At 68.6% G+C, this 13,529-nt stretch carries 14 protein-coding genes; 8 read left to right on the forward strand and 6 right to left on the reverse strand.

Translation table 11 applies throughout. The annotated features are described in order from the left end of the window. Positions 1-11 precede the first annotated feature (11 nt). Together ACFYO1_RS19185 and ACFYO1_RS19190 are read left to right on the forward strand one after the other, a co-directional pair. A complete protein-coding gene (locus ACFYO1_RS19185) occupies positions 12-1,355 on the forward strand; it encodes a hypothetical protein (protein WP_387232482.1) in 1,344 nt (447 codons plus the stop codon). Beyond that, positions 1,346-2,233 (forward strand): Abi-alpha family protein, encoded by an 888-nt coding sequence (locus tag ACFYO1_RS19190; RefSeq protein ID WP_387232484.1) that lies wholly within the window; start codon positions 1,346-1,348, stop codon positions 2,231-2,233. The genes ACFYO1_RS19185 and ACFYO1_RS19190 overlap by 10 nt, the downstream gene beginning before the upstream one ends. A gap of 6 nt (positions 2,234-2,239) precedes the next feature. Here the strand turns inward: ACFYO1_RS19190 and ACFYO1_RS19195 are convergent, their stop codons facing one another. Further along, a complete protein-coding gene (locus tag ACFYO1_RS19195; RefSeq protein ID WP_387232487.1) occupies positions 2,240-4,024 on the reverse strand; it encodes an ABC-F family ATP-binding cassette domain-containing protein in 1,785 nt (594 codons plus the stop codon). Between the two features lie 254 nt (positions 4,025-4,278). On the opposite strand from ACFYO1_RS19195, the gene ACFYO1_RS19200 reads away from it, so the two are divergent. Then, the gene (locus ACFYO1_RS19200) at positions 4,279-5,127 is read left to right on the forward strand and encodes an LLM class flavin-dependent oxidoreductase (RefSeq protein ID WP_387232490.1); all 849 of its coding nucleotides are present in this window, start codon (positions 4,279-4,281) and stop codon (positions 5,125-5,127) included. Positions 5,128-5,132: 5 nt separating this feature from the next. Here ACFYO1_RS19200 and ACFYO1_RS19205 read toward each other — a convergent pair whose 3' ends face one another. Together ACFYO1_RS19205 and ACFYO1_RS19210 are read right to left on the reverse strand one after the other, a co-directional pair. Then, on the reverse strand, positions 5,133-6,068 hold the full coding sequence (locus tag ACFYO1_RS19205; RefSeq protein WP_387232493.1) for a 4-(cytidine 5'-diphospho)-2-C-methyl-D-erythritol kinase: 936 nt from the start codon (positions 6,066-6,068) through the stop codon (positions 5,133-5,135). 77 nt (positions 6,069-6,145) lie between these two features. Beyond that, positions 6,146-6,898, reverse strand: coding sequence for an SDR family oxidoreductase (locus ACFYO1_RS19210; protein ID WP_387232496.1), 753 nt, complete (start codon positions 6,896-6,898; stop codon positions 6,146-6,148). Positions 6,899-6,977: 79 nt separating this feature from the next. On the opposite strand from ACFYO1_RS19210, the gene ACFYO1_RS19215 reads away from it, so the two are divergent. The 5 genes from ACFYO1_RS19215 (at position 6,978) to ACFYO1_RS19235 (ending at position 9,696) form a co-directional block, all read left to right on the forward strand. Continuing rightward, entirely contained in the window at positions 6,978-7,577 is a 600-nt protein-coding gene (locus ACFYO1_RS19215) for a TetR/AcrR family transcriptional regulator (RefSeq protein ID WP_387232499.1), read from the forward strand. A gap of 225 nt (positions 7,578-7,802) precedes the next feature. Further along, positions 7,803-8,156, forward strand: a complete 354-nt coding sequence (locus ACFYO1_RS19220) for a hypothetical protein (protein ID WP_387232502.1) — start codon at positions 7,803-7,805, stop codon at positions 8,154-8,156. 3 nt (positions 8,157-8,159) lie between these two features. Further along, complete coding sequence (locus ACFYO1_RS19225; RefSeq protein WP_387232505.1) at positions 8,160-8,480, forward strand: hypothetical protein; 321 nt, start codon at positions 8,160-8,162, stop codon at positions 8,478-8,480. Between the two features lie 101 nt (positions 8,481-8,581). Next, positions 8,582-8,788, forward strand: coding sequence for a heavy-metal-associated domain-containing protein (locus ACFYO1_RS19230; protein ID WP_378713724.1), 207 nt, complete (start codon positions 8,582-8,584; stop codon positions 8,786-8,788). Further along, a complete protein-coding gene (locus tag ACFYO1_RS19235; RefSeq protein ID WP_387232508.1) occupies positions 8,788-9,696 on the forward strand; it encodes a hypothetical protein in 909 nt (302 codons plus the stop codon). Before ACFYO1_RS19230 ends, ACFYO1_RS19235 begins: the two co-directional genes overlap by 1 nt. 364 nt (positions 9,697-10,060) lie before the next feature. On the opposite strand, the gene rsmA is transcribed toward ACFYO1_RS19235, so the two are convergent. The 3 genes from rsmA to ACFYO1_RS19250 form a co-directional block, all read right to left on the reverse strand. Further along, entirely contained in the window at positions 10,061-10,942 is an 882-nt protein-coding gene (gene rsmA / locus ACFYO1_RS19240; RefSeq protein WP_387232511.1) for a 16S rRNA (adenine(1518)-N(6)/adenine(1519)-N(6))-dimethyltransferase RsmA, read from the reverse strand. A gap of 38 nt (positions 10,943-10,980) precedes the next feature. After that, positions 10,981-12,147, reverse strand: coding sequence for an alpha/beta fold hydrolase (locus tag ACFYO1_RS19245; RefSeq protein ID WP_387232514.1), 1,167 nt, complete (start codon positions 12,145-12,147; stop codon positions 10,981-10,983). Between the two features lie 144 nt (positions 12,148-12,291). Further along, the gene (locus ACFYO1_RS19250) at positions 12,292-13,419 is read right to left on the reverse strand and encodes a transglycosylase family protein (RefSeq protein WP_387232516.1); all 1,128 of its coding nucleotides are present in this window, start codon (positions 13,417-13,419) and stop codon (positions 12,292-12,294) included. Positions 13,420-13,529: the final 110 nt, after the last annotated feature.

Here is a 13,529-nt window from a genome sequence, read left to right on the forward strand (position 1 = left end):
GGCGGTCACCGGTGTGTCGGCAGGAGGGTGTCGTGTTAGAGAGTGTGTTCGGTGTCCACCCGACAATCCTGCTAGAGCTTCTGACTATCCCACTTTTCACGGGAATCATCGGCTACATCACCAACTGGACCGGCGTGCTCATGCTGTTCCAGCCGATTGCCTTCCACGGCTTCCGACTACCGGGACTTCGCGCGCTGTATCCCTTCCTGCCCAAAAGAATTCAGGTGTTGCCGCTACTGAGTTACGACGGCAGATTCGGCTGGCAGGGCATCGTCCCGTCGCGCGCGGACAAGATGGCCAGCATCGCGGTGGACAAGGGCCTGGCCAAACTGGGCAGCGTCGCCGATTTCTACCGTGAGCTCGAGCCGGACAAGCTCGCCGAACATCTCGCCAGCATCGCCGACGAACAGATCCAGACCATCGTCGAAGATATTCTCAAGCGCGAACATCCACAGCTCTGGTACAACCTGCCGAGCCAAGTTCGCGACATGGTACAGGCTCGAGTCCGTCAGCAACTGCCGGATATTCTGCGCGAGCTGACCGATGAATTAGGCGCGAATATTGATCAACTGCTCGATGTGAAGCAGATGGTGATTCGCTACTTCCAGGGCAGGCCGCAACTGCTCAACACGCTGTTCCAGGTCCTCGGCGCCAAAGAGTTGCGGTTCATGATCAATTTCGGCTTCTACTTCGGCGCCCCGATGGGCGTGATATTGGTAGCCATCCTGCATCTCACCGGCTGGTCCACGCTGGTCGTGCTGCCGATCGGCGGCGTGGTGATCGGCTGGGTGGTCAACTGGGTCGGCATCAATATGATCTTCGCGCCCGCCTACCCGAAGTGGTGGTGCCCGTGGCGGCAGGGCCTGCTGATCAAACGCCAGTCCGAAATCACCGACGGCTACGCCGAATTGGTGTCCAGCCAGGTGCTGACCGTGGCCAATATCGGCGACGAACTGCTCAACGGCCCGCGCTCGGACCGCACCATCCAGATGCTGGAGGACACCCTGCGCCCGGCCGCCGACCGCGCGCTCGGCCCGGCCCGGCCCGCGGTCAAGTTCATGCTCGGCAGCCGCGACTACGACACGTTGCAGGACACCTTCACCGCCGAGGCCATGGCCATCGCCCCGATCGCCTTCGCCGACCCGGAGTTCAACGTCCGCCAGGGCAGGCAGATCAACACCTACATCGCCAAACAGATGGCGGCGCTGAAGCCGCCGGACTTCGTCGACATGCTGCGCTCGGCCATCAAGCAAGATGAGTGGCTGCTTTTTCTCCATGGCGGCGTGCTGGGGCTCTTCGCCGGATACGCTCATATTCTGATTTTCGGAACAGGAGTGGCGACCACATGGCTGTAGCGAAATCCGGCCCCGGCGACGACGCCGGGGACATCGAGCACACCGCCGAAGAGGTGGTGCCGTCGACGGAGATCGCTCGACGGTCCGGTAGCCGAATCGTCGCGCAGGACGAATCCCCTTCGCGGGTGCCCTATCCCGTGGCGGGCGTGCGCGCGGCCACCGGCGTGGCCAGGGTGGCCTGGACCGCGGTGACCGGCATGACCGCGTGGAGTCTCGGCACGGCGGTCGGGGTCACCTCGACGGTCGTGCAGCGCAGCGTCCAGGGCGTGCCGCCGCGAGAAGTGCTGGCGGAGGCCGAATCCGAGGTGCGCGATCGGTTGCGCCGGGCGCTGGGCTTCCCCGAGGCACCGAATGAGCCTGCCGCGCAGACCGTTCCCACGCTGCGCGAGCAGGGCGCGGCGCTGCTGCGGTTGTCGGCGAGCACGCACGGGGACGACGACAATCATCCGGCGTTCGCGGGCATGCTGGCCGAGCTGACCCCGGACGAGGCGCGAATTCTGCGCTTCCTGCACCTGGACGGCCCGCAACCCTCGATCGACATCCGCACCGGACGCCCGCGCGCGCTCGGCGCGGAACGCGTCGGCTCGATGCTGACGCTGGTCGGCGAGCATGCCGGACTGCGCTTCCCGAACCGGATCCAGCAGTACCTGACCAACCTGCGCAGGCTCGGCCTGGTCGAGCACGAGCGCGAGCCGGTCGGCAACCCGCACCGGTACCAGCTGCTGGAGGCCCAGGGGCAGGTGCGCGAGCTGCTGAAGCGGTCCGGATTCGGCACCAAAGTGATCTACCGCAGCGTGTCCCTCACCGGATTCGGCGCCGACTTCGTCCGGACCTGGCTGCCGGTCGCGATCCAGGACGACCGCGCCGCCGGGCACTGACGGCCGTTACCCGTCCGCCAGCTCCATCCAACGTTCTTCCGCGGCTTCCTTTTCCGCGACGACCTGCTTGAGTTCGGCGTTGAGCCGGACCAGCCGGTCCGGGTCGGTCGCGGCCTCGGCCAGCGCGGCGTGCAGCGTGCGCTCGCGTTCGTCGAACTTCTCGATGGACCGTTCCAGCTTGGCCAGTTCCTTGCGTGCGGCACGCTGGGTGGCGGCGTCGGTGACCGGCGCGGCCTTGGTGTCGGCAGCCGAGCGGGGCGCGGTATCGCCCTGTGCAGCGCGCTTTTTCAGGTATTCGTCGATGCCGCCGGGCAGGTTGGTGAGCTTACCGTCGCCGAACAGCGCCCAGGTCGAGTCGCAGATGCGCTCGATCAGGTACCGGTCGTGGCTGATCACCACCAGGGTGCCCGCCCAGTTGTCGAGCAGGTCTTCCAGCTGTTGCAGGGTGTCGATGTCCAGGTCGTTGGTCGGCTCGTCGAGCAGCAGCACGTTCGGCTCGGCCATCAGGATCCGGGTCAGTTGCAGCCTGCGCCGCTCGCCGCCGGACAGGTCGCCGACCGGGGTGCGCTGGCGGGCCGGGGTGAAGCCGAGCCGCTCGGCCAGCTGGCCCGCCGAGATCTCCTTGTCGCCGAGCATGATTCGCTGCGCGACCTGTTGCACCGCCTCCAGTACCCGCATATCGGTCGGCAGGTCGTCGAGTTCCTGTCGCAGCCAGCCGATCTGCACCGTCTGGCCCTGAATACGCTTGCCCGCCGCGGGTTCGAGCTCGCCGGCCAGCGTGCGCAGCAGGGTGGTCTTGCCCGAGCCGTTCACCCCGACCAGACCGACCCGCTCGCCCGGCGCGAGCCGCCAGGTCAAGTCGCGCACCAGCTCCCGGCCGTCCGGGGTGGTGAGGGTGGTGTCCTCGAGCTCGATCACGACCCGCCCCAGGCGCTTTCGCGCGAACGCGGCCAGCGAGACGCTGTCCCGCGGCGCGGGCACGTCGGCGATCAGCGCCTCGGCGGCCTCCACCCGGTAGCGCGGCTTGGACGTGCGCGCCTTGGCGCCGCGGCGCAGCCAGGCCAGTTCCTTGCGGGCCAGGTTGGCGCGGCGGGCCTCGGAGGCGTCGGCCTGCCGGGCGCGCTCGGCGCGGGCGAAGATCCAGTCGCCGTAGCCGCCCTCGTAGGTCTCGACCTTGCCGCCGACGACCTCCCAGGTGTTGGTGGCGACGGTATCCAGGAACCAGCGATCGTGGGTCACGACCACGAGCGCGCTGCGCCGGTTGAGCAGGTGCTGGGCCAGCCACTGCACGCCCTCGACGTCGAGGTGGTTGGTGGGTTCGTCGAGCACCAGCAGATCGAGGTCGCGGACCAGCGCGGCGGCCAGCGCGACGCGGCGGCGCTCACCACCGGACAGATTGTCGATCGAGGTCTCCAGGCCCAGGCCGGCGATCCCGATTCCTTCCATCACCGAGCGGATGCGCGGGTTGGCGGCCCACTCGTGTTCGGCGACATCGTCGGTCATCGCATCGTCGGCCAAACCGGCCAGGACCACCTCGCCGACGGTCGAGCCGGGCGGCAGCACGCCGCGCTGCGTCACCGTGGCCATCCGCAACCCGCCGACGCGGCTGACCCGCCCGCTGTCCGGCGGCTCGAGCCCGGTGAGCACCTCGAGCAGGGTGGTCTTTCCGCCGCCGTTCAGGCCGACGACGCCGATCCGCTCGCCCGCGTGGACGCCCATCGACACGTTGTCCAGCAGCGGCTTGATCCCAAAGCTCTTGGAAACCTGCTCGAGGTTGATCAGGTTGGACATGAATCCTTCCGGTTCTTGCGGCGACGGGCGAGTTGCGTGCCCTGAGCCAGGGTACTGAGTTTCCCGGCCCCGCTCCGCCACCCCCTTGCGGAACGAACGGCGTTCGTCTAGATTAGCGTCAGCGAACAACGTTCGTCACGAACGATGTTAGTCAACCAGGTGCTCTCCAGAAATACAGCCGCAGAGCGGGAGCCACACCTCTACGAGGTGAGCGGGCGGCACAATCCATTCGCTTCTTCCTGGAGGTTTCTCCCATGCACGTCGGTCTCGGACTCCCCATCTCCGATCCCGTCGCTCTGCTCGACTGGGCCCGCCGGGCCGACGCGGGCCCGTTCTCCACCCTCGGCCTGCTCGATCGGCTGGTCTACGACAATCCCGAACCGCTCGTCGCGCTCGCCCTCCTGGCCGGCGCCACCAGCCGGATCAAGCTGCAAACCGAGGTGCTCATCGCGCCGCTGCGCGAGCCGACCCTGCTCGCCAAGCAGGTCGCGACGCTGGACCGGATGTCCGGCGGCCGCTTCGTGCTCGGCCTCGGCGTCGGCGGTCGCGCGGACGATCACCTCGCCTCCGGTACCGACCTGCACACCCGCGGCCGGCGGCTGGACGAACAGCTGGAGATCATGCGACGCGTCTGGTCCGGTCAGCCGTACGGCCCCGACTGCGGCCCGATCGGCCCCGCACCGCTGCTGCCCGACGGCCCCGAGGTCCTCTTCGGCGGCTTCCAGCCGCCCGCACTCGACCGCGTAGGCCGTTGGGGCGGTGGCTTTCTCGCCGCCGCCCCGGCCGCGTGGGCGGGCCGGCTGTTCGACACCGTGCGCAAGTCCTGGGCCGACCACGGCCGCTCCGGCGCGCCACGCATCGTCGCCCAGGTCAACGTCGCGCTCGGCGACCGGAACCTGATCGACGAGGCCCGCGCCTCGATGGGTGGCTACTACGAATTCAGTGGCCGCGCCGATTACATGCTCGACGGGATGCTCACCACACCCGGCGCGATCCGTTCCGCCATCGAGCAATTCGACGATCTCGGCGCCGACGAGGTGATGCTCTACTGCTACGGCGGCGACGCCGGGCAGGTCGACCGCCTCGCCGACGTCATCGCCTGAGCCGATTACCGCTTACCCGGCGCCTCGCTGTTGAGCACGCGGGCGCCGGGGACCGGGCCGCTCGCGGTCCGGATGCTGCGACAGACGCCCGCGCCCGCCAGTTCCGCCGCCACCGCCACCGCGGATTCCGCACTCGCACAGAGGAATGCGCAGGTGGGGCCGGAGCCGGAGACCAGACCGGCCAGCGCGCCCGCGTTGACCCCGGCGCGCAGCGTGCGGCGCAGCTCCGGCTTCAGTGACAGTGCGGCCGCCTGCAAGTCGTTACCCAGCAGCGGCGCCAGTTGTTCCGGGTCGCCGGAGGCCAAAGCCTGCATCAGCCGCTGCGGTTCGCCGAGCCGCGGCGGAGTTCCGTTCGCGCGCAATCGATCCAGTTCCGCGAATACCGCCGGGGTGGACAGCCCGCCCTTGGCCAGTGCGAGCACCCAGTGAAAGCTGTTGCGGGACAACACCGGAAGCAGCCGTTCGCCGCGCCCGGTGCCGAGCGCGGTGCCGCCGTGCAGCGCGAACGGCACGTCGCTGCCGAGTTCGGCGCCCACCGCGGCGAGTTCGTCGCGGGTGAGCCCGAGATCCCACAGTTCGTTGAGCCCGACCAGCGCCGCGGCGCCGTCCGCGCTGCCGCCGGCCATCCCGCCCGCCACCGGAATGCCCTTGGTGATCGCGAATTCCACCAGCGGCGCCCGCCCGGCCTGATGCGCGAGCCGGACCGCCGCCTTCCACACCAGGTTGGTGCGGTCGGTCGGCACGTCCGCCGCGCCTTCACCGGATACCCGCACGGCCAGTGAGCTCGCCGGGCCGATCTCCACGTCGTCGCTGAGCGAGAGCGCCTGGAACACCGTGGTCAGGTCGTGATACCCGTCGGGGCGCAGGTCACCGACTCCGAGATGGAGGTTCACCTTCGACGGCGCGCGCACGGTGATGGGGCTGGGGACGACTGACAGCACGGTGCCCAAGCCTAATGGGTGGTCCCGGCGGTCGCGCGGCTCGATATCGGCCTTTTCACCGTCGGTGAATCATCCGGTTACAGCAGGCCCCCGCCGGTGGCGTCGATCCACTGCCCGGTAACCCAGCGAGCGTCGGCGGAGGCGAGAAAGCCGACCACATCGGCCACCTCGGCGGGCCGGCCGAGCTGTTTGAGCGGGGACATCTCGGTCACCATCGCCACCGTCTCGGCATTGTTCAGGAAGCCCGCGTTCATGTCGGTGTCGATGATGCCGGGGGCCACCGCGTTCACCGTGATCCCGCGCGCGCCGACCTGCTTGGCCAGCACGCTGGTGAACGCGTCGAGCGCGGCCTTGGTCATGGTGTAGGCGATCAGCTCCGGCATCCGCGCGCCGTTGGTGAGGCCGGTGGAGAGATTGACGATGCGGCCGCCGTCGCGCATCCGGTCCAGGCCGAGCTTGGTGATGAAGAACGGGGCCTTGGCGTTGACCGCGAAGACCCGGTCGTAGGCGGCCTCGTCGGTGCCCTCGATCGGTTCGCGGATGCCGTCGATGCCCGCGTTGTTGACCAGGATGTCCACCCCGTCGGCGTGCGCGTCGAAGGCGGCCCATAGCGCTGCGGCATCGTCGGGGACGCCGAGTTCTGTGCGGATCGCGAAGGCCGCACCACCCGCGGCCTCGATGCCGGCCACCACCTCCTTGGCCGCCTGCTCGTTCCCGTTGTAATGCACCGCCACCCGCGCCCCGTCCCGGCCGAGCCGTTCGGCGATGCCGCGGCCGATGCCCCGGCTGCCACCCGTCACCAGTGCGGTCTTGCCTGTCAGTGCGCCCATCTGGGAATCCCTTTCTCTAGCGTTCGCTACAGAAGTGGACGTTAGCACAATATCTAGCGATCGCTATAGAATGATTCGTATGAGCCCCACGACCCGAGGCAGGCCGCGCTCGTTCGACCGGGACGCCGCGCTGGAGCAGGCGCTGCGGCTGTTCTGGGAGCGTGGCTACGAGGCCACCTCGATCGGCGACCTGACCGCCGCGATGGGGATCGGCGCGCCGAGTCTCTACGCGGCGTTCGGCGACAAGACGACGCTGTTCAAGGAGGCGGTCGAGAGCTTCGGCGCGAAATACGGCGATTTCATCGCGCGGGCGCTGGCCGAGGAGCCGACCGCGGAGGCGGCGATGCGGCGCACGCTGCGCGAGGCCGCCGCGGAGTACACCAGGCCGAACTACCCGCGGGGCTGCCTGGTGATCAGCGCGGGCATCAACACGAACAGCGGCGAGGTCGCGGACATGCTGCGGCAGTTGCGCAGCCGGAATCTCGGATTGTTCACCGAACGCATTCAGGCCGATATCGATTCCGGCGTTCTCGCCGCCAAGGACGACGCGCCGACCCTGGCCCGCTATGTCGGCACCGTGCTGCAGGGGATGTCACACGCGGCCAGAGACGGCGCGAGCGGGGCGGAGCTGGCGCAGGTCGCCGAATTGGCAATGTACGGCTGGGGCCGGAAAGATTAGCGCCGTTGCACCGGAAGTATGAGATCGCGGCGCGACAAATGACCCTGACGCATGAGGGCAACGGCACGGGCGCGGTGTGACGATTTCCTGGTGATAGATAGACCTGAAACTCCCATCCTCACCTCCGACTACTACGCAGCTCAGCGGGTTTCGGCGTCGCCTGCCGGAATCTTCTGGACATTCATCGGGATCTACGTTTTCGCTACGCTGTCCGCTTCGGCGGCAATGCTTGCGCTGCAACCGGTTTCGGGAATCGATCCGGCGGCGTTGTCGCTGGTTCAATTCGCGCCGGCGGGCGGTGCGCTCATTACCTGGCTCGTCGGTCGCAAGATCGTCGGCCCATTGTTTCCGGCATCGGTTTCCGGCCGCGAAGTCCGCGAGAATCTCGGTTACATCATGGCGGCGTGCCTCATTCTCGCGCTATTGATTGCCGGGGCAACGGTATTGGCGGGGCACGATCTCGTCGGTCCCGCGACGGTTGGCGGCGTGCCCTTCGCGGTGTTCTTCGTCATCCAGTTCATCGGCGCGACCGGCGAGGAGATCGGGTGGCGCGGCCTGTTGCAACCGCTGCTGGAATAGCGGATGCGCCGGTTCGCCGCGATCGCCGTAACCGGTGCGACGTGGGCGCTGTGGCACGTGCAGGCATTCGGCGCGGGCCCGGTGGTCGCGGCGTCGTTCTTCGTCTCGATCATGGCGTTCGCCGCACTGCTCGGCACGCTCGCCACCGGCGGCTTCCGGCAGCGGGTGCTCGTCGCGGCGGTCGGGCACTGGTTGATCAATGTCGGGATCTACCTGTCCGTGGGCGACGCGACCTACGACCGACCGCAGATCGTGATCACCGCGGGCGGAGCGGTTTTCGTGACCGCGGCGACGTTCGCAGTACGGTCGTGGCGCGCGCGATGAGTGGGATTCCACCCCTTGCGCGCAGTACCCACCGGGGGTATGTTCGATTCAGTCGGGGTACCCCCGGCCCGTATGATGGAGAATGAGCGAAGGAGTCGGAGATGCCCAGTTCCACCTACACCGTCACGGGGATGACCTGCGGGCACTGCGTGAGCTCCGTCAAGACGGAGATCGGCAAGATCGACGGCGTCACCGGTGTCGACGTGGATCTCGCCAGCGGCGCGGTCACGGTCGACAGCGCGGCGCCGATCGCCGACAGCGACATCGTGGCCGCCGTGGACGAGGCGGGCTACGAGGTCGCGGTCTGATGCAGGACCGGCTGAAGTTCGCCGCCTTCGGTGGCGCGCTCGTCGTGCTGTTCGGTGCCGCGCTCGGCATCGGTGCCCTGGTCGGCGATCCGGCCGAGCGCGCAGCGGACCGCACGACGAGCTCGGCCGGGTCAGACCCGGGACTGTCGGAGCGCCGATCCGGCTACACCCTCACCGACCTGTCCGCGCCGACGGAGCCGAATCAAGCCGGTGCCCTGCGCTTCCGGATCACCGGGCCGGACGGCACGCCGGTCGTCCGGTTCCGGACCCAGCACGACAAGAAGCTGCACCTGATCGTCGTCCGGTCCGACGCCACGCAGTATCGGCACGTGCATCCGACCATGGACGCGGCGGGCACCTGGTCCATCGATTGGACGTGGGCGCAGCCAGGGACGTATCGGGTATTCACCGACTTCCTGCCGGAGACCGACGGCACCGGACCCGGCGGCCTGGTGCTCAGCCGGACCGTGACCGTGGCGGGAACAGCTGTCCCGCAACCGCTTCCGCCGCCCGCACGGACCGCGGCGACGGACGGCTTCCAGGTCACCGCGACCGGCGATCTCCGCACGGCCGGCGGCGAACTGCGGTTCACCATCACCCGCGACGGCACGCCGGTGACCAACCTCGAACCGTACCTCGGCGCCTACGCGCACCTCGTCGCTTTGCGCGCGGCAGACCTCGCCTATCTGCACGTGCATCCGGAGGGCGAGATCGGCGGCACTCCCGCCGGACCCGAGGTCGCGTTCCACGCGCAGGCCCCGAGCGCGGGACCCTATCGGCTGTATCTAGACTTCTCCCACGGCGGCGCGGTACACACCGCCGAGTTCACCATGGAAGTACCTATGGTCGAATCATCCACAGGCTCATCCACATCCGGCGGAGCACCCCATCAGGGTGGCGGCCACTGACGTCCGGAGTCGCGTAAACGCGCCCCATCGGGCCGTGAATCGTCACGGTGACCTGCGCTTCCCTGGTCACGCGGATCGATATGAGACACAACCGAATCGACGTCACCCGGCGGCCGTGACGCCTGCCACAAAAATCGCAAAGATAAGTTATCCACAATGTGCATGGCCGACTTCACGGATAGAACACGTTCCTGACACGGACGCGAGGGCGCGTATTCAGTTCCGTCGCAACATAAACCGACCAGTACGCCCACCTCGGCACCCACCGATCGGACACCGCCCGCAGCTACCGTCCAGCGAAAGCCCCTGAGCCTCAATCGTTATCCGATGCTCCACGCGGGCATACCGCAGTCGCACACCAGATCTAGCCCTGAGCCGCCAGTCGAACGAAGGCGGCGGTGTCGAGGGTCTCACCGCGGGCGGTGGGTGCGATGCCGGCGGCGACGAGGCGGCGTTCGGCTTCAGCAGGCGAACCGGCCCAGCCGGACAGTGCGGCACGCAGGGTTTTGCGACGTTGCGCGAAGGCGGCGTCGACTACCGCCCAGACGCGGCGACGGTGATCCTCGTCCATCGGCCACGGCGGTTCGGTGTAGCGGTCGACGCGGACCAGGCCGGAGTCGACGCGCGGAGCCGGCCAGAAGACCTGGGTACCGACCGCACCCGCCCGTCGAACCGTGCCGAAGAAGCCGGCCTTCACGCTGGGTACGCCGTAGACGCGGCTACCCGGAGCGGCCGCCAGACGGTCCGCTACCTCCGCCTGCACCATCACCAAAGAGACTGCGATGCTCGGCAATTCGGCCAGCAGGTGGAGCAGAACCGGTACCGCCACGTTGTACGGCAGGTTCGCCACCAGTGCGGTCGGCACGACCGGAAGATCCGTGGCGGCGACCCGCAGCGCGTCCGCCTCGACCACCTTCAGCCGGTCGGCCAGCTCCGGCGCCCGATCGGCGACCGTCACCGGCAGGTGCTCGGCGAGCACCGGATCGATCTCGACGGCGACCACCGAATCCACCACGTCGAGCAGTGCCAGGGTCAGCGAACCGAGCCCCGGCCCGACCTCGAGCACCACGTCGTCGCGCCCGACGCCGGCCGCCGCGACGATGCGCCGCACCGTGTTCGCGTCGTGCACGAAGTTCTGCCCGAGCTGCTTGGTCGGTCGCACGCCGAGCCGCTCGGCCAGCACCCGCACTTCGGCGGGACCGAGCAGCGCGGCACTCCCACGAGCAGCAACTTCAGGTTCGGACACCTGAAGAACCTATCAACCCGCGGGGTGGCTCCCGGCACCTACTGCTCGGCCGGGGTCGCCTTGACGCGGTTCAGGAAGTCGTCGATGGCCGCCTGCATCGGGGCGTTGAGCTGGGTGTGCTTGCCGGTGCCGGTGACCGTCCGGAAATCGACGCCGTTGGCCGCGAACTGCGCGGCGAGCGCCGCGTGCAGCGGGGACGGGACGGTGGTGTCGGTGACGTTGAGCAGCAACAGGATCGGCGCGTCGTAGCCGGAGGTCGGCACGGTGAGGTACTGGTCGAGAGCCGAGCGGACCGGTTCCTGGCCGAGCGGCCGGGCAAGCAGGTCGCCGACGCCGAGGCCGTGCACGCGGTCGATGATGCCGTCCAGGCACAGCGTGCCGACGCTGTCCAGGACCGCGCGGCCCCGCGGGGTGAGGTACTGGTCCAGTTGCACGTCGGGACGGGCGGCGCGCAGACCGGCCAGGATGCTGACGAAGAAGCTCAGCGCGCCGTCGTTGCCGGGAATGGCGGGGATGACCGGACCGGCCAGCGGCAGGATCTTCTCCACGTCCGATTCGGGGTCGATCGCGATGGTGCCGCGGAAGTCGAGGTCGGGCGCGTCGATCGCCTGCCGGTGGCCGGTGCCGAGCGCGGCCTGGCCGCCCTGCGACACCCCGAGCACGGCCCAGGTGCGCGAGAGGGCGGGGTTGGTGGCACGGGCGGCACGCAGCAGATCTATGGTGGCGGTCGCCTCGGTGGCGATCTCCAGATACGGGTGCGGGCCGGTGTCGAAGCGGCCGAGGCCGAGGTAGTCGGGGGCCACCACGGCGAAGCCCTGTGCGAGCAGGCCCTGGATCAGCTGGTCCTCTTTGGACCGAATTTGCTGGTACGGATGACTTTCCGGCGCGGCCTGGCCACCGCAGCCCGCGCCGAGTCCGCTGGTGCCGTGGTCGTAGGCGATGACCGGCCAGCCGCCGGCGGGTGGTGTGCCCTGCGGAACGAACAGCGCGCCGCTGGCCGGGCGCGGCGTGCCGTCCGAGCCGCGCATCCAGTATTCGAGCACCGAACCGCCCGATACCCCGTGCCAGCCGTCGGGCTGAGCGGAGATCGAGATCAGCGACCCCGGAGTTTCCGCCTGCGCCGGGGCGGCATTCACGAACAACGCGGCACTGGCCGACAACGTGGTCACCGCCACCGCGCGCCTGAACCCCTGAACAACCCTCATCGACCACACCTCACTGACCCGACCCACACCGTCACAAACCTGGACGAGTGTACAGATCAGCGGAATACTGCCAGCTCACCGTGACGACACAGCGAATCCCGTGCAACACCGAGGGGGTCAGCCAGTGAAACCACGGCTGTGGGGTCAGCTGATGCCCAGGCGGCTGGTGCAGGCGGGCCAGGCACCCCAACCCTGGCGGGCGCGGGTGATCTCGGCGATGGCGATCTGCTCTTCCCGGGTGGCCAGGTCGGCCCGGGGTGCGTACTTCAGCCCGCCCTGGCGTTCCCAGGTGCCCTGGTCGAATTGGATGCCGCCGTAATAACCGTTGCCGTTGTTGATGTTCCAGTTGCCGGTGGACTCGCAGCGGGCCAGCGCGTCCCAGGTCGCGCCGTCGCGTACCGGCGGCACCTCGGTGCCGGGCTTGGCGCCCTTGCGTACGGTCTTCGGCTGCGCGGTCACGGTCACGGTCGAGGCGATCGGCTTGCGGTCCACCTCGGTGCCGTTGACCATGGTGACCGCGAAGGTGACGTCCTGGACGCCGGGTGCGCCCTGGGTTTCCACCACCGAGCGGCTCATGTTCATGTCCGGGTCTTCGATCACGTGCTCCGGCGGGTCGAGCGGCAGCGTCTCGGTCCGGTTCTCGGTTCGCTTGCGGGTCACCGTGATTCGCACACCGTCGGTGAGCGGGGTGGAAGCGGCGGGCTCGACGGTGTCCTGCTCGATCAGCGGAATTCCCGCGACCGTGAGGAATTCGCCGACCGTCGGCGCGGCGAGCCGCACGTCGACGGGGGCGCCGATGCCGTCGAGCAGCGAGACCGATCGCGGCGTCGCGACCTTCAGCGCGGCGCCCTCCAGCGGCAGCTTCTCGTCCCGCTTGGGCGAGACGTACACCTCGCTGGGCAGGCTCAGCTGCTCGAGCGCCTCGCCGGCGGTGAGCCCGGTGGTCCACACCTTGCGCGCCTGGCCGTCGACCATCAGCTGGACCTCACGCGCCCGGTTGAGCGTGATGGTCGCGCCGTCGCCGATCTTCGCGGCCAGCCCGGGGGCGACCCGGTCGCGTTCGGTCACGGCGAAGCCCGCGGCCCGCAGGACGCCGCGGACATCGAGCGACATAGTGGTCTCGACCCGCTTCTCGCCGTCGACCACGACGGTCACCGTCTTGCGGTTCACGATCGCCAGGCCGGCGCCGACGATCAGCGTCATCAACAGGGCACCCACCGCCGCGTACAGCAGCGGCGATCGTGACTGGTTGATTCGCGTGAATGGGGACATGGTCACAGTACGATAACGAGGGGTTTGGGGGTAGACAACCTTCACTTGCTTCAGCTGGGTCTTTCAATATCACGAACAGATATCGCTGCCGCAGGTTGATCACGATATAT

The organism is Nocardia sp. NPDC006044 (assembly GCF_042871115.1).
Classification (GTDB): domain Bacteria; phylum Actinomycetota; class Actinomycetes; order Mycobacteriales; family Mycobacteriaceae; genus Nocardia.

What these genes read in the sequence shown, in the direction of transcription:
- ACFYO1_RS19190 (WP_387232484.1), top strand. Translation starts at nt 1,346, where the DNA reads ATGGCTGTAGCGAAATCCGGCCCCGGCGACGACGCCGGGGACATCGAG.
- ACFYO1_RS19200 (WP_387232490.1), top strand. Translation starts at nt 4,279, where the DNA reads ATGCACGTCGGTCTCGGACTCCCCATCTCCGATCCCGTCGCTCTGCTC.
- ACFYO1_RS19250 (WP_387232516.1), bottom strand. Translation starts at nt 13,419, where the DNA reads ATGTCCCCATTCACGCGAATCAACCAGTCACGATCGCCGCTGCTGTAC.
- ACFYO1_RS19220 (WP_387232502.1), top strand. Translation starts at nt 7,803, where the DNA reads ATGCTTGCGCTGCAACCGGTTTCGGGAATCGATCCGGCGGCGTTGTCG.
- ACFYO1_RS19245 (WP_387232514.1), bottom strand. Translation starts at nt 12,147, where the DNA reads ATGAGGGTTGTTCAGGGGTTCAGGCGCGCGGTGGCGGTGACCACGTTG.
- ACFYO1_RS19235 (WP_387232508.1), top strand. Translation starts at nt 8,788, where the DNA reads ATGCAGGACCGGCTGAAGTTCGCCGCCTTCGGTGGCGCGCTCGTCGTG.
- ACFYO1_RS19230 (WP_378713724.1), top strand. Translation starts at nt 8,582, where the DNA reads ATGCCCAGTTCCACCTACACCGTCACGGGGATGACCTGCGGGCACTGC.
- ACFYO1_RS19225 (WP_387232505.1), top strand. Translation starts at nt 8,160, where the DNA reads ATGCGCCGGTTCGCCGCGATCGCCGTAACCGGTGCGACGTGGGCGCTG.
- ACFYO1_RS19215 (WP_387232499.1), top strand. Translation starts at nt 6,978, where the DNA reads ATGAGCCCCACGACCCGAGGCAGGCCGCGCTCGTTCGACCGGGACGCC.
- ACFYO1_RS19210 (WP_387232496.1), bottom strand. Translation starts at nt 6,898, where the DNA reads ATGGGCGCACTGACAGGCAAGACCGCACTGGTGACGGGTGGCAGCCGG.
- ACFYO1_RS19195 (WP_387232487.1), bottom strand. Translation starts at nt 4,024, where the DNA reads ATGTCCAACCTGATCAACCTCGAGCAGGTTTCCAAGAGCTTTGGGATC.